17 protein-coding genes are annotated in these 16,166 nt (G+C 67.3%); 1 reads left to right on the top strand and 16 read right to left on the bottom strand.

Going from position 1 to position 16,166, the window contains the following annotated elements:
* Positions 1 to 92: 92 nt before the first annotated feature.
* From tatC to I8N67_RS11425, 10 genes are all read right to left on the bottom strand, one after another.
* Positions 93 to 1,055, bottom strand: a complete 963-nt coding sequence (gene tatC / locus I8N67_RS11470; protein ID WP_200302741.1) for a twin-arginine translocase subunit TatC — start codon at positions 1,053 to 1,055, stop codon at positions 93 to 95.
* A 50-nt stretch (positions 1,056 to 1,105) separates the two neighbouring features.
* The gene (tatA, locus tag I8N67_RS11465; RefSeq protein ID WP_200302739.1) at positions 1,106 to 1,393 is read right to left on the bottom strand and encodes a Sec-independent protein translocase subunit TatA; all 288 of its coding nucleotides are present in this window, start codon (positions 1,391 to 1,393) and stop codon (positions 1,106 to 1,108) included.
* Between the two features lie 258 nt (positions 1,394 to 1,651).
* Positions 1,652 to 1,846 (bottom strand): hypothetical protein, encoded by a 195-nt coding sequence (locus tag I8N67_RS11460; protein ID WP_200302737.1) that lies wholly within the window; start codon positions 1,844 to 1,846, stop codon positions 1,652 to 1,654.
* 10 nt (positions 1,847 to 1,856) lie between these two features.
* Positions 1,857 to 2,117 (bottom strand): hypothetical protein, encoded by a 261-nt coding sequence (locus I8N67_RS11455; RefSeq protein WP_200302871.1) that lies wholly within the window; start codon positions 2,115 to 2,117, stop codon positions 1,857 to 1,859.
* A gap of 65 nt (positions 2,118 to 2,182) precedes the next feature.
* Positions 2,183 to 3,262 carry a helix-turn-helix transcriptional regulator gene (locus tag I8N67_RS11450; RefSeq protein ID WP_200302735.1) on the bottom strand — a complete coding sequence of 360 codons (1,080 nt, stop codon included), beginning with the start codon at positions 3,260 to 3,262 and terminating at the stop codon, positions 2,183 to 2,185.
* Between the two features lie 15 nt (positions 3,263 to 3,277).
* Complete coding sequence (locus I8N67_RS11445) at positions 3,278 to 4,231, bottom strand: helix-turn-helix transcriptional regulator (RefSeq protein WP_200302733.1); 954 nt, start codon at positions 4,229 to 4,231, stop codon at positions 3,278 to 3,280.
* A 222-nt stretch (positions 4,232 to 4,453) separates the two neighbouring features.
* Positions 4,454 to 4,825 (bottom strand): FKBP-type peptidyl-prolyl cis-trans isomerase, encoded by a 372-nt coding sequence (locus tag I8N67_RS11440; protein ID WP_200302731.1) that lies wholly within the window; start codon positions 4,823 to 4,825, stop codon positions 4,454 to 4,456.
* 61 nt (positions 4,826 to 4,886) lie between these two features.
* Positions 4,887 to 5,879, bottom strand: coding sequence for an FKBP-type peptidyl-prolyl cis-trans isomerase (locus I8N67_RS11435; RefSeq protein ID WP_200302730.1), 993 nt, complete (start codon positions 5,877 to 5,879; stop codon positions 4,887 to 4,889).
* Positions 5,880 to 6,009: 130 nt separating this feature from the next.
* Entirely contained in the window at positions 6,010 to 7,371 is a 1,362-nt protein-coding gene (pafA, locus tag I8N67_RS11430; RefSeq protein WP_200302728.1) for a Pup--protein ligase, read from the bottom strand.
* A 9-nt stretch (positions 7,372 to 7,380) separates the two neighbouring features.
* Positions 7,381 to 8,640: an MFS transporter gene (locus tag I8N67_RS11425; RefSeq protein ID WP_200302727.1), complete on the bottom strand. Its 1,260-nt coding sequence runs from the start codon at positions 8,638 to 8,640 to the stop codon at positions 7,381 to 7,383.
* A gap of 125 nt (positions 8,641 to 8,765) precedes the next feature.
* Here I8N67_RS11425 and I8N67_RS11420 point away from each other — a divergent pair, with 125 nt between their 5' ends.
* Complete coding sequence (locus I8N67_RS11420; RefSeq protein ID WP_200302726.1) at positions 8,766 to 9,779, top strand: LacI family DNA-binding transcriptional regulator; 1,014 nt, start codon at positions 8,766 to 8,768, stop codon at positions 9,777 to 9,779.
* 78 nt (positions 9,780 to 9,857) lie between these two features.
* On the opposite strand, the gene prcA is transcribed toward I8N67_RS11420, so the two are convergent.
* The 6 genes from prcA to arc form a co-directional block, all read right to left on the bottom strand.
* Complete coding sequence (prcA, locus tag I8N67_RS11415; RefSeq protein WP_200302725.1) at positions 9,858 to 10,595, bottom strand: proteasome subunit alpha; 738 nt, start codon at positions 10,593 to 10,595, stop codon at positions 9,858 to 9,860.
* Between the two features lie 67 nt (positions 10,596 to 10,662).
* On the bottom strand, positions 10,663 to 11,508 hold the full coding sequence (gene prcB / locus I8N67_RS11410; RefSeq protein WP_200302724.1) for a proteasome subunit beta: 846 nt from the start codon (positions 11,506 to 11,508) through the stop codon (positions 10,663 to 10,665).
* Entirely contained in the window at positions 11,460 to 12,050 is a 591-nt protein-coding gene (locus tag I8N67_RS11405) for an endonuclease VII domain-containing protein (protein WP_200302723.1), read from the bottom strand. The genes prcB and I8N67_RS11405 overlap by 49 nt, the downstream gene beginning before the upstream one ends.
* Before the next feature lie 8 nt (positions 12,051 to 12,058).
* Positions 12,059 to 12,274 (bottom strand): ubiquitin-like protein Pup, encoded by a 216-nt coding sequence (locus I8N67_RS11400; protein ID WP_030606474.1) that lies wholly within the window; start codon positions 12,272 to 12,274, stop codon positions 12,059 to 12,061.
* Positions 12,275 to 12,463: 189 nt separating this feature from the next.
* Complete coding sequence (gene dop / locus I8N67_RS11395) at positions 12,464 to 13,975, bottom strand: depupylase/deamidase Dop (RefSeq protein ID WP_372443689.1); 1,512 nt, start codon at positions 13,973 to 13,975, stop codon at positions 12,464 to 12,466.
* A gap of 234 nt (positions 13,976 to 14,209) precedes the next feature.
* Positions 14,210 to 15,976, bottom strand: a complete 1,767-nt coding sequence (gene arc, locus I8N67_RS11390) for a proteasome ATPase (protein WP_200302722.1) — start codon at positions 15,974 to 15,976, stop codon at positions 14,210 to 14,212.
* Positions 15,977 to 16,166: the final 190 nt, after the last annotated feature.

The raw sequence follows: 16,166 nt of genomic DNA, 5'->3' as shown, positions 1-16,166 counted from the left end.
CGTACGCGATTTCGCGCCATGGCGTGCGAACGGCCGGGTGCGCCGTGTGGGCGCCCCGGCCGCGTACCGGTCCGAGGGGTGTCGTCCCCGCGTCAGGTGACGTCGTCGTAGCCGTTGATCCGGTCGCGCTCGGTCTCGGGGGACGGCGACGGAGCGGGCAGGGCCCGGCTGGTCGATACGGTCTCGACCTCGCCGACGTCCTCGGGGGTGAGGTCCAGTTCGGAGGCCTCGTCGTCGCCCGGGTTCATGGCCTCGCGGCGGGCCCGGCGCTTGTCGTTGGTCAGCGCGATGGCACACGCGCAGAAGTACAGGACCCAGATGGGGCCCGCCAGCGCCAGCATGGAGATCGGGTCGGTGCTGGGGGTGGCGATCGCGGCGAAGAGCGTGATGCCCAGGATCATGCCCCGCCACCAGCCGGCCATCTTCTCGCCGGAGAGGACACCGCCGAAGTTCAGCATCACGAGCAGCAGGGGCAGCTCGAAGGAGAGGCCGAAGACGACGATCATCCGCATGATCAGGTTCAGCAGATCATCGAGGGGAAGCTGGTTGTCGCTTCCGATGATCGAGAACTCCAGCATGACCGACGCCATCTTGGGCAGCGACCAGTAGGCGAAGTACGAACCCGCGAGGAACAGCGGGAAGCCCGCCGCCACGAAGCCGAGGCCGTACTTCTTCTCGTTGCGGTGCAGGCCCGGCGCCACGAACCCCCAGAGCTGGTAGAGCCAGACCGGGGCGGCGAGCACCACGCCCGACGACAGCGAGACCGTGAGAGCGAGTGTGAACGGGCTCAGCAGACCGTTCTGCACGATGCGCGCGCAACTGGTCTGACTGGTGTCCTTCGCCAGTTCGGCGAAGCTGTATTCGCATCCCACCGCCTGGAGAATGGGATCCGTGAAGAACTGGATGATGTCCTTGTAGAAGACGGCAGCGATGACCGTCGTGACCACGATCGCCAGCAGGCTCTTGACAAGGCGGTTCCGCAGCTCGCGCAGGTGCTCCGCGAGGGGCATCCGCCCCTCGGGATCCTTCTCCGTCTTGCGGGCAGACTTGAGCAACCCACGTCCTCATCTCGTGCGGCAGGCCGGAAGTCTTGTCCGGCCTTGCGTCAGCGCTTGGTCGTGTCCGTCGGCTCGGCGACCGGACGGGAGCTGGTCACGTCACCGGGGGCGGCCTGGATGGTGCGCTGCGCCGGGGCCTCGGCGTTCGGGTGCGGAGGCGCGGCAGCCGCGGTGGTGTCGTCCTGGCCGTCGGACTTCATGGCCTTGGCCTCGCTCTTGAGGATGCGAGCGGACTTGCCGAGCGAGCGCGCCATGTCCGGAAGCTTCTTCGCGCCGAAGAGCAGGATGATGACGACGAGGATCAGAATGATCTCGGTGGGGCCGAGCCTACCCATAGCTGTCTACCTTCTTCACCGAGGCGGCGGGTGGGAGCCGTCCGACCGGTCGGACAGGTGTCCGAACGATCGTCCTGGCAGCGATCGTAACTCTCAGGGGTGAACGCTAGGCAATCCCTGGGCGCACTCCCGATTCGCGACTCGGGCCTCGTTCTCCGGGCCGCGACACGCAGCGTACCTGCCGAAGGTGAGAAAGTGACAGGGCGAAGTGGCGCAAAACGCACTCGGCGGGCAACTCACAGCGGCCTCGACCTAAAGTCACAGAGCGTCCACAGAGCGGGCCGCGCTCGCGGTCGCCCGCTCCAGGTCCTCCGCCGCCCGATTGATGCGCCGGGCCGAGTCCGTGACCTGCCGACCCAACCGCTGAGCCTCCACGAAAACCCGCACGGCGAGCACCCCGAGCACGACCAACCCCAGAAAACCCATAGCTACAGCGAACATCGGCCAGAACATGGCGACGACCCTAGCTCGCCGAGTGCAGCCGCAGCGTCCGGACCCCGCCGCCGGTCAGCAGCTCGACGATCCGCTCGCCGGCCGGCTTACGGACGGCGACTCCGCACTCGGGGCAGGTGAAGGAGTAGAAGGTGGTCTTGCTGGTCGCTCCGATGGCCAGCCGCAGTGCGTTCGCACCCAGCTCGACATGGGCACGGCAGTCCGGGCAGCCGACCCTGAACACCACGTCGACCGCCCGCTTCATGCCCCCGAAGGCGGCCGCCACGGTCATCTCCTGAATCTCCTGCACCCCGGACTTCACGCCGGACGTCACACCGGACACAATCGACCCGCCGCTCACAGCCCTCGCTTCTCCCTGTCCCGGCCGCTCCGATCGTCCCGGCCGCTCCGGTCGTTCGCCGTCGTCGCGCCCGTCACCGTCGTCGTACCCGTCGCGACCTCGTCGTAGGCCTCCAGTGCCTCGCGGGCCGCTCGGCGGGCGGCGGCGGCGAGGTCCTGCGGCGAGACGATCCGGCCGTCCCGCCCGAGCCGCAGCGCGAGCCGCCTCAGCGAGGCGGGGTCGGGGGTGCGCAGGCTGATGCGCAGACCGCCGTCCGGCAGCTCCTCCGCGCTGTCGTGCGGGTAGTACTCGGCGACCCAGCGCCCGCCGGGGCCGACCTCCACGACGACCTCGGGGTCCTCGGCGGCGGGCTGCACCAGAGCCTGGGACAGGTCCCGCAACTCGATCTCGGGCGGCGCGGACGGCTCGTCGAGAATCTTGATCTCGGCGACCCGGTCGAGCCGGAACGTGCGGCGGGCCTCCGAGCGGCGGCACCAGGCCTCGACGTAGGTGTGACCGACGCTGACCAGCCGAATCGGGTCGATCTCGCGTTCGGTGAGCTCGTCGCGGGCGGGCGAGTAGTAGCGGATCCACAGCCGCCGGCGCTCCGAGATGGCCCGGTCGACGTCCGCGAAGACACCGCCCTCGGCCTCGAAGGTGACCGACAGCCGCGAGCTGGCGCCCGCCGCCTCCCCGGCCGCCGTCTCGACCTTCGCGGTGGCCCGCAGCAGGGCCTGCCGGTCGCTCTCGCGCAGCCCGGGCAGGGTGGTCACGGCGCGGGCGGCCACCAGCAGAGCGGTGGCCTCGTCGGCCGCCAGCCGCAGCGGCTCGGCGGCCTCCGCGCCGAGGGCGGCCGGGTTGTGCCACCAGATCCGCTCACCGTCGGTGTCGATGTCGAGCAGATCACCGCCGCGGAAGCTGGTCCCGCACATGGGCAGCACATCGAGATCCGAGACCAGCTCGTCCTCGGTGATCCCGAACGCACGCGCGACGTCCTCGATCCGGGCGCCGGGGCGCTCCCGCAGATACGTCACGAGGGAGAGCATCCGCCGGGTCTGGTCGATGGCGTTCCCCGGCCGGGCCGGTTTTCCCACCACGTTCTTACGTCCCCCTCAACCCTTGGCCACGGCACGCAGCCGGTCCACCACATCGGCCCGCAGCTCGGCGGGCTCCAGGACCACCACGTCGGGCCCGAACTCCACCAGCCAGGCATCCAGACCGTGCCCGTACGGAATCTCCAACTCGTCCCAGCCGTCCCCGAGTTCCCGTACGGCCGAGGCCTTCGCCCGCAGCGGGTAACCGGCGCCCCCACGCAGTCGGATCAGCGCGGAGCGGTCGGCTCTCTCGCCCGCCCAGCTCGCGACCGTCTCCCGCACGGTGACGACGTCCGGGACCTCGACGGTGAAGGCGCTGCCCCGGCTGCGGACCTTGCCGGTGATCCGGGAGAGCCGGAAGACCCGCTCGGCACCCCGGTCGCGGTCCCAGCCGGCGAGATACCAGTGGCCCCGCCAGCACTCCAGGGCCCACGGCTCCACCTGCCGGGTCTCGGGGCGGGCGGCGGTGGCCTTGCGGTACTCGAACACGACCGGACGGCGGTCACGACAGGCCAGCATCAACGGCTCGAACGCGGCCTCATGGACCGGGATGCGCGGCTCCAGGGCGCCGTGCGCCTCGTACGGGTCGACGTCCTCGGGCAGCCCGGCCGCGCGCAGCTTCTGCAGGGCGCCACTCGCGGCACCGGCGAGACGCGCCTGCTGCCAGACCTTCGCGGCGAGACCGAGGGCCGCGGCCTCCTCGGCGTCCAGGGTGATGGGCGGGAGGCTGTTGCTGTCGCGGCGGGCCAGATAGCCGACCTCGCCGTCGAGGTTCTCCACCGTCTCGATGACCAGGCCGAGTTCGCGCAGATCGTCCTTGTCGCGCTCGAACATGCGGTTGAAGGAGTCGTCGGTCCCCGCTTCGAGATAGGCCTCGATGGACCCTCGCAATTCCCGCTTGCTGAGCGGCCGGCGCGTCCCCAGCAGACACAGCGCCAGGTTCATCAACCGCTCGGCCTTGGCAATGGCCATCGACGCCCTTCCCTCTGGGTGCTTCTGCCGGATGACCGTACCGCTACGAAGCGTCGCGGCAAAAGCCGAGGGTCCATGCCCGAACAGGCATGGACCCCAGCCGATCAGGTCCGGTCTGATCCCGGACCCACATGGAACGACGATCAAGCGGATCGATCACCCGGACAGACAGCCGATACGACGATCAGACTTCACTCCGGCCGGTCGGACCCCACCCGTCGATCAGACCTTCACCAGGTCGCAGACGAAGATCAGCGTCTCGCCGGGACCGATACGGCCACCGGCACCGCGGTCGCCGTACGCGAGGTGCGCCGGAATGACCAGCTGACGACGGCCACCGACCTTCATGCCCTGCACGCCCTGGTCCCAGCCGGCGATGACCTGGCCGACACCGAGCCGGAACTCCAGCGGCGTACCCCGGTTCCAGGACGCGTCGAACTCCTCACCGGTGGAGAAGGCCACGCCCACGTAGTGCACCAGGACGGTGTCACCCGCCTTGGCCTCCGCACCGTCACCCACCCAGATGTCCTTGATCTCAAGGTCCGCCGGGGGCTCGCCACCGGGGAAGTCGATCTCGGGCTTCTCAATGCTCACGTCTTCAGGCTCCTGCTTGTGTATGTACGGGGCAACGCCGGACAGTCTCGCATCCCGGGTGCTACATCTTCGCGAGGATGTCCACCGTGAACACCATCACGGAATCCTTCTTGATGTCACTGCCACTCGGCGGCGTGTCCCCGTAACCCAGCTTCGGCGGGATCACGATGAGAAGGCGACTGCCCACCTTCTTGCCGGTCATACCCTGCGACCAGCCCTTGACTACCTGCTGCAGCCCGAACGAGCTCAACGCCTCCCGGCTGTACGAGGAGTCGAACTCCTTGCCCGTGTCCCACAGCACACCCCTGTACTGCACCAGAAGGCTGTCCTCCGCACCGACCACGGCGCCGTCACCCTCGATGATGTAGTTCGCCACGAGCTTCGTCGGCGGGTCGACCTTCGGCACCTCGATCGTGGGCGCCTTGCCGTCGGTGTTGGTGCTCACCTTCGGCAGATCCACATTGTCCTGCGCGACCTTCGTGCCCTTCGCGGAACTCTTGGCGTTGAACGTGTCCTGCACATCCACGACGAAGACCAGCGTGTCGGTGCCCTTGATACCCGCCGAGGCATTGCCCTCGGTGCCGTAACCCCAGGTCGGCGGCACAGCCATCTCGACCCGGCTGCCGGCCTTCTTGCCCGCCAGACCGTACCGCCAGCCGTCGATGATGCCCTGCGGCGTCAACTGGATGACCAGCGGCGTCTTACGGTCATAGGAGTTGTCGAACACCTTGGCGGTGGCCCAGACCTGACCCAGGTAGTTCGCCTGGATGTAGTCACCCTCCGCGACCGTCCGCCCCGTGCCCGCGATGACCGTCTTCACCGCCAGATCCTCCGACGGATCACCACTGCCCTTCGCCACGGTCGGCTTCTCGTCGAACTTCGCACCGTCCGTGATCGCGGGCAGCGGACCATCCACGATCTTCGGCGGCTTCGCCGCGCTCGCCGACGCGGACGGACTGCTGCTCGCCTTGGCCGAGTCGGACTCACCGTCACCACAGGCGGCGAGCGTGACCAGTCCAGCGGGAACAGCGATGAGGAGGGAACGTCGGCGCACGGTGAAGGCCTCGTATCGGTCGATCTTGTCGGATGGCGTGCGCGCAACTCTACGGCGTGAGAAGGGCGCCGTACGGCAAACGTACGGCGCCCCGCGTTGCGTTCCGGAATCGCTCCCGAAACCTCGCTGCTCACATTCCCGCGATCAGCTTCTCCACCCGGTCGTCGACGGAACGGAACGGGTCCTTGCACAACACCGTGCGTTGTGCCTGGTCGTTGAGCTTCAGATGCACCCAGTCGACCGTGAAATCACGACGCTGTTCCTGTGCACGCCGGATGAAGTCACCGCGCAGCCGCGCCCGAGTCGTCTGCGGCGGAACCGACTTGCCCTCGAAGATCTTCAAGTCATTACAGATGCGGGTGGCTTGGCCTTTCCTCTCCAGGAGGTAGTACAGACCACGACGGCGGTGGATGTCGTGATACGCGAGGTCTATCTGCGCAACCCGCGGATGCGACATCGTCATGTTGTGCTTGGCCCGGTACCGCTCGATGAGCTTGTACTTCATCACCCAGTCGATTTCGGTACCGATCCGGTCGAGGTCCTCGGCCTCGATCGCGTCCAGCGTGCGGCCCCACAGCTCCAGGACCTGCTCGACGGTGCCCGTACGGATGCCGCGGCGCTCCACGAAGTCCACGGCCTTCTCGAAGTACTCGCGCTGCACCTCCAGCGCGGAGGCCTCCCGGCCGCTGGCCAGCCGCACCTTGCGACGGCCGGTGAGGTCATGACTGACCTCGCGGATCGCCCTGATCGGGTTCTCCAGAGTGAGGTCACGCATGACCGTGCCCGCCTCGATCATGCGCAGCACCAGGTCGGTGGCACCGACCTTCAGCAGCATGGTCGTCTCGGACATGTTCGAGTCACCCACGATGACGTGGAGACGGCGGTACCGCTCGGCGTCCGCATGCGGCTCGTCGCGGGTATTGATGATCGGCCGGGAGCGGGTGGTCGCCGAGCTGACGCCCTCCCAGATGTGCTCCGCGCGCTGGCTCACGCAGTACACCGCACCGCGCGGGGTCTGCAGCACCTTGCCCGCACCACACAGCAGCTGCCGGGTGACGAGGAACGGAATGAGGATGTCCGCGAGCCGGGAGAACTCCCCGTGCCGGGCCACCAGATAGTTCTCGTGGCAACCGTACGAGTTGCCCGCCGAGTCCGTGTTGTTCTTGAAGAGGTAGACGTCGCCCGCGATTCCCTCCTCGTGCAGGCGGCGTTCGGCATCGACCAGCAGTCCTTCGAGAATGCGCTCGCCGGCCTTGTCGTGAGTGACCAGTTCGGTCACGTTGTCACATTCGGGTGTCGCGTATTCCGGATGTGAGCCCACGTCGAGATAGAGGCGGGCCCCGTTCCGCAGAAACACATTGCTGCTGCGGCCCCATGACACGACACGGCGGAAGAGGTACCGAGCCACCTCGTCAGGAGACAGACGGCGCTGTCCCCTGAACGTACACGTGACGCCGTACTCGTTCTCCAGCCCGAAAATGCGGCGGTCCATGACTGAACATTACGCCCGATCCACCGAGCTGAAACGGGGTTCGGCAGCACGGTTTGGATCATTTTCCGAAGAGACCGCAACCACCGCACCCTCAGAAGGAACAGCGAGTACCCGCCCCGTCGCCAGCAGAACCAGCAACGACACGGCCCCCGCGGCCCCCGGAACCACGAATCCCCACCACGTCCCACCCCACTCCACGACCGGCCCCGCGACACCCGTCCCGACCGACGCGCCCACCGTGAACGTCGTCACGATCCACGAGAACGCCTCCGTCACCGTCCCCCGCGGCGCGTGCCGGTCCACCAGCACGAACGCACACGCGAGAGCAGGCGCCAGGAACACCCCCGCGAGCGCCGTCAGCGCCGTCATCCCCACCGGACCCGGCAACAGCGTCAACGGCACGTAACACACCGCCAGCAACCCGACCAGCACCTGCAGTCGACGCTCCGGCGCGCCACCCCACTGCCGCGCCCCGTACGCCAGACCACCGACCAGCGCACCGAACCCGACACCCGCCATCAGCCACCCGTACACCGCGTCCCCGCCGCGCCCGTCCGCGTACGACACGGCCGCGACCGTGATCGACCCGAGCGCGATCCCCACGAACAGGAACGCGCCCAGCAGCGCCAGCAGCCCAGGCGAACGCAGCGCACCCAGCCAGTGCGCCTCGCGCGGCGCCGAACGCCAGGCACGCGAAGGCGGCGAGGCGACCACCCAGAGAGCCCCCAGCACCCCGATCACGCTCAGCACGACCAACGCCGCCTGAGCCGACCACAGCGCCACGCACAGCGTCACCAGCAGCGGCCCGACCGTGAACATGACCTCCTGCGCCACCGCGTCCATCGCGTACGCCGTGTGCACCTGCTCCTCCTTGCGGAGCACGCTCGGCCACAAGGCCCGCAGACCACCCTCCAACGGCGGCGTGAACAACCCGGCGACCACCATCGAGACATACGCCGGCGTCAGCGGATCGAGGCCCACGAAAGCGAACGCCGTCATCCCGAGCGCCGAGACCAGCGCGGCGGGCAACTGCACCCGCGGCTGCCCGTACACATCCACCAACCGCCCCAGCAGCGGCTGCCCCACCGCGTTCGCGACCCCGTACACCGCCGCCAGCGCACCCGCGAGGCTGTACGAACCTCCCTCCGCACGCACGAACAGCACGACGGCGATCGCGGCGGTTGCGTTCGGCAACCGCCCCACCAACGTGCCCGCGAGCAGACGCGCGGCATGCCGCGCCCTGAGGATCTCCGGGTATCCGGCGGCCATGTCCTGCCTCTCGACGGCTCCCGTCGGCTCACGACGGAGGAAGTGTTACGTATAACGTCCTCAGTCATACGTACCATGTGCGCTGTCCGCCAGTCCAGACGAAGAGACGAAGGAGCAGACCCACGGTGGCACGAGGTACCACACGGCCCACGAGCCGTGACGTCGCCCAGGCCGCCGGCGTCTCCCAGGCAGCCGTCTCCCTCGTCCTCGGCGACAAATGGCGCGGCCGCGTCTCCGAGACCACCGCCGAACGCGTACGCGAAGCAGCCCGCGAACTGGGCTACCGGCCCAACCTCGCCGCCCGCAACCTACGCCTCGGCCACACCCGCACCGTGCTCCTCGTCGTACCCGCCCTCACCACCGAATTCTTCGCCGGCGTCTACACCGGCGCGGCCCGCGTCGCCGCCGAACACGGCTTCGGCGTCGTCCTCTACCCCTCCCCCCAGGGCGTCGGCCCCGCCCGCGACCCCTTCGCCTCCGCCCAGGCCGCCCTCGACGGCGTCATCGCCTCCTCCATGGCCGCCGACGCGCTCAGCGCGATCCGGGGCGACCAACTCCCCCTGGTGATGCTCGACAGCGACCCCGACGGCAGCCTCGGCGCCGCCACCGTCAACCTCGACATCCGCGACGGCGTACGACAGATCGCCGAACACCTCCTGGAACTGGGCCACCGCCACTTCCTGCACCTCGCCGCGGACGTACCCTCCTGGACCTTCGACATCCGCGCCCGGGAACTCGCGGCACGACTCGGAGCGATCCCGGGAACCTCCCTGCGGACCACCGCCGCACCGATCTCCATCGACGACGCCCTGACCGCGACGCAGACCGCGCTCGCCGCGCCCGGCCCCCGACCCACCGCACTGGTGTGCGACGACGACAAACTCGCCGCCGGCGCCTACAAGGCCGCACGCCGACTGGGCCTACGCGTACCGGAGGACATCTCCGTGACAGGCCTCGACGACCTCGCACTCGCCACCGCACTCGACCCCGAGCTGACCACCGTCCGACTGGACGCGGAACTCTTCGGGGAGCGCGGCATGCAGGCCCTGCTGGCCGTCCTGGACGGCCGCACACCCGCGGAGGGGGACATTCCCGTAGAGCTGGTGGTTCGGGCGTCCACAGCGCCCCCAGGCCACTGAGCACCACCGAACGCCGCGCGCCCCGGCCTGTGACGGCCGGGGCGCACTACGGGCAGGGTTCGCAGCGGCGTGCTGGTGCTACTCCTCCTCGGAGCTTTCGGCCTCCGTGCTGGCGCCGTCCACTTCCAGCAGCCGACCGAGCTGACGACCGACGATGCGCTTGAACTTGCGCTTCTGGGGACGCGTACGGTCGAGGACAGCGACCTCCAGGCGCTCGGCAGGGATCTCCCGCTGCGTGCCGTTCGTGTCACGGGAGAGAGCCTGGACAGCGAGCTTGAGGGCATCGGCCAAGGACATGCCGTCCTCGTGACGCTGATCCAGATACGTACTGATCTGCTCGGCGTTACCGCCCACCGCCACCGAGCCGTGCTCATCGACGATCGAACCGTCGTGCGGCAGACGGTAGATCTGATCACCCTCGGGAGTCTCACCGACCTCGGCGACGACCAGCTCCACCTCGTACGGCTTCTCGGCCGCGGAGGAGAAGATCGTGCCCAGCGTCTGCGCATAGACATTGGCGAGACCACGGGCGGTCACATCGTCACGGTCATAGGTGTAACCACGCAGGTCGGCATAGCGCACACCACCGATCCGCAGGTTCTCGTACTCGTTGTACTTGCCGGCGGCCGCGAAGCCGATCCGGTCATAGATCTCGCTGAACTTGTGCAGCGCGCGGGACGGGTTCTCGCCGACGAACACGATGCCGTCGGCATACTGCAGCACGACCAGGCTGCGGCCACGGGCGATGCCCTTGCGGGCGTACTCCGCCCGGTCGGCCATGGCCTGCTGGGGTGAGACATAGAACGGCGTCGACACCGGTTATCCGTCCCTTTCTGTCGAAGTCACTGGATCACCTTGATAAGAAGGCCGTCGACCGGATCGGCTAGAGCAGGGCAGCGCGCGGGCCGTCGGGCTGCTCCATGCGCCGCTCCAGGATCGAGCGGGCGATCTCGGACGACTCGTCGTCGGTGAGCCGACGGAAGCCGTCCTCGGTGATCACGGTGACGATCGGGTAGATCCGGCGGGCGACATCGGGACCACCGGTCGCCGAGTCGTCGTCTGCCGCGTCGTACAGGGCCTGGATCACGAGAGTCGTGGCCTGGTCCTCGGTCAGATCGTCACGAAAGAGCTTCTTCATGGCACCGCGCGCGAAGATCGACCCGGAGCCGGTGGACGCGTAACCGCTCTCCTCGGAACGGCCACCCGTCACGTCGTAGGAGAAAATACGGCCCTTCGCACGGTCGACGTCGAAACCGGCGAAGAGCGGGACGACTGCCAGACCCTGCATGGCCATGCCCAGATTGGAACGGATCATGGTCGACAGACGGTTGGCCTTGCCCTCCAGGGAGAGCTGGGCGCCCTCCACCTTCTCGAAGTGCTCCAGCTCCAGCTGGAACAGCTTGACCATCTCCACGGCCAGACCCGCCGTACCGGCGATACCCACCGCCGAGTACTCGTCCGCCGGGAACACCTTCTCGATGTCCCGCTGCGCGATCATGTTCCCCATCGTGGCCCGGCGGTCACCGGCGAGCACCACACCACCGGGGAACGTCACGGCCACGATCGTCGTGCCGTGCGGGGCCTCGATCACGCCCTGGACCGGCGGCAGCTGCCGCTTGCCGGGGAGCAGCTCCGGCTGGTGGTCCGACAGAAAGTCCATGAAGGACGACGACCCTGGCGTCAGGAAGGCAGCTGGTAGACGCCCGGTGCTACGAGTGTTGGCTTCCACGCGTTTCCTTCCACGTATGTCGCAGCCCGCCTTATGACGTCGGGCCGATCCTTGAACTGCCCCAGCGCCGCGTTGCAGCTGAAGCACAGTACGCCTCGGACCCTACCCGTCTCATGGCAGTGATCCACATGAGCCGGCAAAGCCGCCAAACAGATACAGCAGACGCCCCCTTGGGAGGCGATCAACTCGTCGCGTTCGGCTTCGGTGATGCCGTACTGGCGCCTCAGGTGGTCCTGCCGAGACGGCGCTGCTCGGCATGTCTTGCAGCGCGTGGACAGACCATCGGATGCAGTGGCATTGCGATGCCACTCGCCGTGTGGCTTGACCTCACCGCACGTCCGGCAGAACTTGTGTCCGTCGGGTACATCGACTTTCTCTCGAACCGTCTTGCCGCGTGCTTCTTGGCGTCGCCGGTGGTACTCGGCCGCGCATTCACGGCAATTGGCCTGCAGACCATCAGGTCGCGACCTGTTGCTCGCGAATGCGCCGGCCGGAAGCACTTGCTGGCAAGCCGAGCACTTCTTCAACCCCCCATCGTTCATGGATGTGACTACTGTCCACCCTTTTGAACGAACGAGCGTACGAAATCCTCGGCATTTTCTTCCAAGACGTCGTCGATCTCGTCCAGAACCGAGTCGACGTCGTCGCTCAGCTTCTCCTGCCGCTCCTTGAGGTCCTCCGATGCCTGCGCCTCGGGTGCCTCCTCGACCTCTTCAGTGGAACGTGTGGCCTTCTGCTGTCCGCCGCCGGTGTCCTTGGTCGCCATAACCCTCAACCCCGCTCTGTTGCCCGACATGGTCGACAGGTCGGCATTCCTGCCGATCGGTGATGATCAGACCCTACAAGCCGGGTCTGACATTGGCCCCGTTGTTTCCACAACGTCCGGGGACCACCTCGATGATTCCCGGACGCCGCTGTTTCCACCCTGCCCCGCTGATCGGGGATGAACCCCGGTTCAGCGGCCGGACAGGACCCTGACCAGGTCTTCTGCCGTGCGGCAGCGGTCCAGGAGCTCCTTGACGTGATTTCGCGTTCCGCGAAGCGGTTCGAGGGTTGGGACGCGCTGGAGCGAATCCCGACCGGGAAGGTCGAAGATCACCGAGTCCCAGGAGGCGGCCGCGACGTCGTCGGCGTACTGCTCCAGGCAGCGGCCTCGGAAGTACGCGCGAGTGTCCTCCGGCGGCTTCGTACGGGCCCTCTCGACGTCCGTCTCGTCCAGGAGCCGCTTCATCTTGCCGCGGGCCGCCAGACGGTTGTAGAGGCCCTTGTCGGCGCGTACGTCGGCGTACTGGAGGTCGACGAGGTGGAGCCGGGCGGCGTCCCAGTCGAGGTCGTCGCGGCGCCGGTAGCCCTCCATGAGTTCCCGCTTGGCGACCCAGTCCAGTTCCCCGGAGAGGCTCATCGGGTCGTTCTCCAGCCGGTTGAGCGTGTCCTCCCAGCGACTGAGGACATCCTTCGTCTGCTCGTCGGCATCCGCCCCGAAGCGCTCCTCCACGTATTTGCGTGACAGCTCGTAGTACTCCATCTGGAGTTGTACGGCGGTCAGGGTGCGTCCGCTGCGGAGGGTGACGAGGCGTTGCAGGGTCGGGTCGTGGGAGACCTGGTGCAACGTGCGTACGGGCTGGTCGACGGCCAGGTCGACGGCGATGAAGCCGTCTTCGATCATGGACAGGACCAGCGCTGTCGTGCCCAGCTTCAGGTAGGTCGAGATCTCGGAGAGGTTCGCGTCGCCGATGATCACGTGGAGGCGGCGGTATTTCTCCGCGTCGGCGTGGGGTTCGTCTCGGGTGTTGATGATGGGGCGCTTCAGCGTCGTCTCCAGGCCGACCTCGACTTCGAAGTAGTCGGCGCGCTGGCTGAGCTGGAAGCCGTGTTCGTGGCCGTCCTGGCCGATGCCGACGCGGCCGGCGCCGGTGATGACCTGGCGGGAGACGAAGAAGGGGGTGAGGTGGCGCACGATGTCCGAGAAGGGGGTTTCCCGCTTCATCAGGTAGTTCTCGTGTGTGCCGTAGGAGGCGCCCTTGTTGTCGGTGTTGTTCTTGTAGAGGTGGATGGGTTGGGCGCCGGGGAGCTGGGCGGCGCGTTCGGCGGCCTCGGCCATGATGCGTTCGCCGGCTTTGTCCCAGAGGACGGCGTCGAAGGGGTTGGTGACTTCGGGGGCGCTGTATTCGGGGTGTGCGTGGTCGACGTAGAGGCGTGCGCCGTTGGTGAGGATGACGTTGGCGAGGCCGATGTCCTCGTCGGTGAGCTGGCTGGAGTCGGCGGCCTCGCGGGCGAGGTCGAAGCCTCGCGCGTCCCGCAGCGGGTTCTCCTCCTCGAAGTCCCAGCGGGCCCGGCGGGCCCGGTGCATCGCCGCGGCGTAGGCGTTGACGATCTGGGACGAGGTGAGCATGGCATTGGCATTGGGGTGGCCGGGGACGGAGATCCCGTACTCCGTCTCGATGCCCATTACTCGCCGTACGGTCATGCGGCCCTCCTTGCCCGGCGGCGTCCTCGGTCGGGGACGCCGCTCAAGTACCGCTGGCGCTCCGGTGCGTGTGCGGTGCCCGGTCCCGCACTGCGCGACTCGGCGGTACGAAAGAGCCTAGAACGGCTCTGCGCTGGTGGGGAGATCATTTGCGTCATTGCCTTGCTCCGGCCGTGTCCTGGAAAACAGTCGGCTGCGGGTACCCGGTGAGGGCACCCGCAGCCGCCCTGTGTTTTACAGGTACTGACCGGTGTTCGCCACCGTGTCGATGGAGCGTCCGGTGTCGGCGCCCTGCTTTCCGGTGATCAGGGTACGGATGTAGACAATCCGTTCGCCCTTCTTTCCGGAGATTCGGGCCCAGTCGTCCGGGTTGGTGGTGTTGGGCAGGTCCTCGTTCTCCTTGAACTCGTCCACGCAAGCCTGGAGGAGGTGGGAGACGCGGAGGCCCTTCTGGTTCTTGTCGAGGAAGTCCTTGATGGCCATTTTTTTGGCGCGTCCGACGATGTTTTCGATCATGGCGCCGGAGTTGAAGTCCTTGAAGTAGAGGACTTCCTTGTCTCCGTTGGCGTAGGTGACTTCCAGGAAGCGGTTTTCCTCGGATTCGGCGTACATGTGTTCCACTGCCGTCTGGATCATGCTCTGGACGGTGGTGGCCTTGGAGCCGCCGTGTTCGCCGACGTCGTCCGTGTGGAGCGGGAGGCGTTCGGTGAGGTACTTCTGGAAGATGTCCTTGGCCGCTTCGGCGTCCGGACGCTCGATCTTGATCTTCACGTCGAGCCGGCCGGGGCGCAGGATCGCGGGGTCGATCATGTCCTCGCGGTTCGAGGCGCCGATCACGACCACGTTCTCCAGGCCTTCCACGCCGTCGATCTCGGCGAGCAGCTGCGGGACGATGGTGTTCTCCACGTCCGAGCTGACACCGGAGCCGCGGGTGCGGAAGAGGGATTCCATCTCGTCGAAGAAGACGATGACGGGGGTGCCCTCGCTGGCCTTCTCCCTGGCACGCTGGAAGACGAGGCGGATCTGCCGCTCGGTCTCGCCGACGTACTTGTTGAGGAGTTCGGGGCCCTTGATGTTGAGGAAGAAGCTCTTGCCCTGGGCCTGGCCGGTCACCTCGGCGACCTTCTTGGCGAGTGAGTTCGCCACGGCCTTGGCGATGAGCGTCTTGCCGCATCCGGGGGGGCCGTACAGAAGGACACCCTTGGGCGGACGGAGTTCGTGCTCCTTGAAGAGGTCCGGGTAGAGGTAGGGGAGCTCGACGGCGTCGCGGATCATCTCGATCTGGTTGCCAAGGCCACCGATCTGTTCGTAGCCGATGTCCGGGACCTCTTCGAGGACGAGTTCCTCGACCTCGCTCTTGGGGACGACTTCGTAGACGTAGCCCGAGCGCGGTTCGAGCAGGAGGGCGTCGCCGGGGCGGATGGTGATGTCCAGCAGCGGCTCGGCGAGCCGTACCACCCGTTCCTCGTCGGTGTGCCCCTGGACGAGTGCGCGCTCGCCGTCCTCGAGGATCTCCTTGAGGGTGACGATGTCTCCGACGCTCTCGTATTCCATGGCCTCGACCACGTTGAGAGCTTCGTTGAGCATCACTTCCTGGCCACGCCTGAGCTCTTCCAGCTCGACGCTGGGGCTGACGTTCACCCGGAGTTTGCGGCCTCCGGTGAAGATGTCGGCCGTGCCGTCCTCGTTCGCTACGAGGAAGACACCGAAGCCGGCCGGTGGCTGTGCGAGCCGGTCGACTTCTTCCTTGAGGGCCACGATCTGGTCGCGGGCCTCACGGAGCGTGTTGGCCAGCCGCTCGTTCTGTGCGGACACGCCGGCCAGATTGGTCTGCAGCTCGACGATCCGCTCTTCGAGAATCCTCGTGTGTCGCGGAGAGTCGGCGAGCTTGCGTCGCAGGACGGCGATCTCCTGCTCAAGGTAGGCAATCTGCCCGGCCGGGTCGTCGGACCCTCGTCCCGGGCGGATGCCGCGGTTCATGTCGTCGTCGTGGGCTGCCACGGTCCTCACCTCCTCCAAGGGGAGCTGGACGCTTCCAGACCCTACCTGGGTGGGTGTCGATTGAAACCCCTAGATCACAAAGACGGTCGGGGTGTGTCCGATCTTCACCCTTGCGCTCTCCCTCACGCCAGGGGAATACCCACCGAACATGGTTGGGAAGCCGCCCCAGGTAGGGTCGAAGTGTTCAACA

The sequence above is a fragment of the Streptomyces adelaidensis genome, assembly GCF_016598475.1.
GTDB classification, from domain to species: domain Bacteria; phylum Actinomycetota; class Actinomycetes; order Streptomycetales; family Streptomycetaceae; genus Streptomyces; species Streptomyces adelaidensis.
Note: the sequence above shows the minus strand (reverse complement) of the source record. Positions and strands in the feature narration are given on the sequence as shown.

What these genes read in the sequence shown, in the direction of transcription:
- tatA (WP_200302739.1), bottom strand. Translation starts at nt 1,393, where the DNA reads ATGGGTAGGCTCGGCCCCACCGAGATCATTCTGATCCTCGTCGTCATC.
- I8N67_RS11460 (WP_200302737.1), bottom strand. Translation starts at nt 1,846, where the DNA reads ATGTTCTGGCCGATGTTCGCTGTAGCTATGGGTTTTCTGGGGTTGGTC.
- I8N67_RS11455 (WP_200302871.1), bottom strand. Translation starts at nt 2,117, where the DNA reads ATGACCGTGGCGGCCGCCTTCGGGGGCATGAAGCGGGCGGTCGACGTG.
- I8N67_RS11445 (WP_200302733.1), bottom strand. Translation starts at nt 4,231, where the DNA reads ATGGCCATTGCCAAGGCCGAGCGGTTGATGAACCTGGCGCTGTGTCTG.
- pafA (WP_200302728.1), bottom strand. Translation starts at nt 7,371, where the DNA reads ATGGACCGCCGCATTTTCGGGCTGGAGAACGAGTACGGCGTCACGTGT.
- I8N67_RS11425 (WP_200302727.1), bottom strand. Translation starts at nt 8,640, where the DNA reads ATGGCCGCCGGATACCCGGAGATCCTCAGGGCGCGGCATGCCGCGCGT.
- I8N67_RS11405 (WP_200302723.1), bottom strand. Translation starts at nt 12,050, where the DNA reads ATGAACGATGGGGGGTTGAAGAAGTGCTCGGCTTGCCAGCAAGTGCTT.
- I8N67_RS11400 (WP_030606474.1), bottom strand. Translation starts at nt 12,274, where the DNA reads ATGGCGACCAAGGACACCGGCGGCGGACAGCAGAAGGCCACACGTTCC.
- dop (WP_372443689.1), bottom strand. Translation starts at nt 13,975, where the DNA reads ATGACCGTACGGCGAGTAATGGGCATCGAGACGGAGTACGGGATCTCC.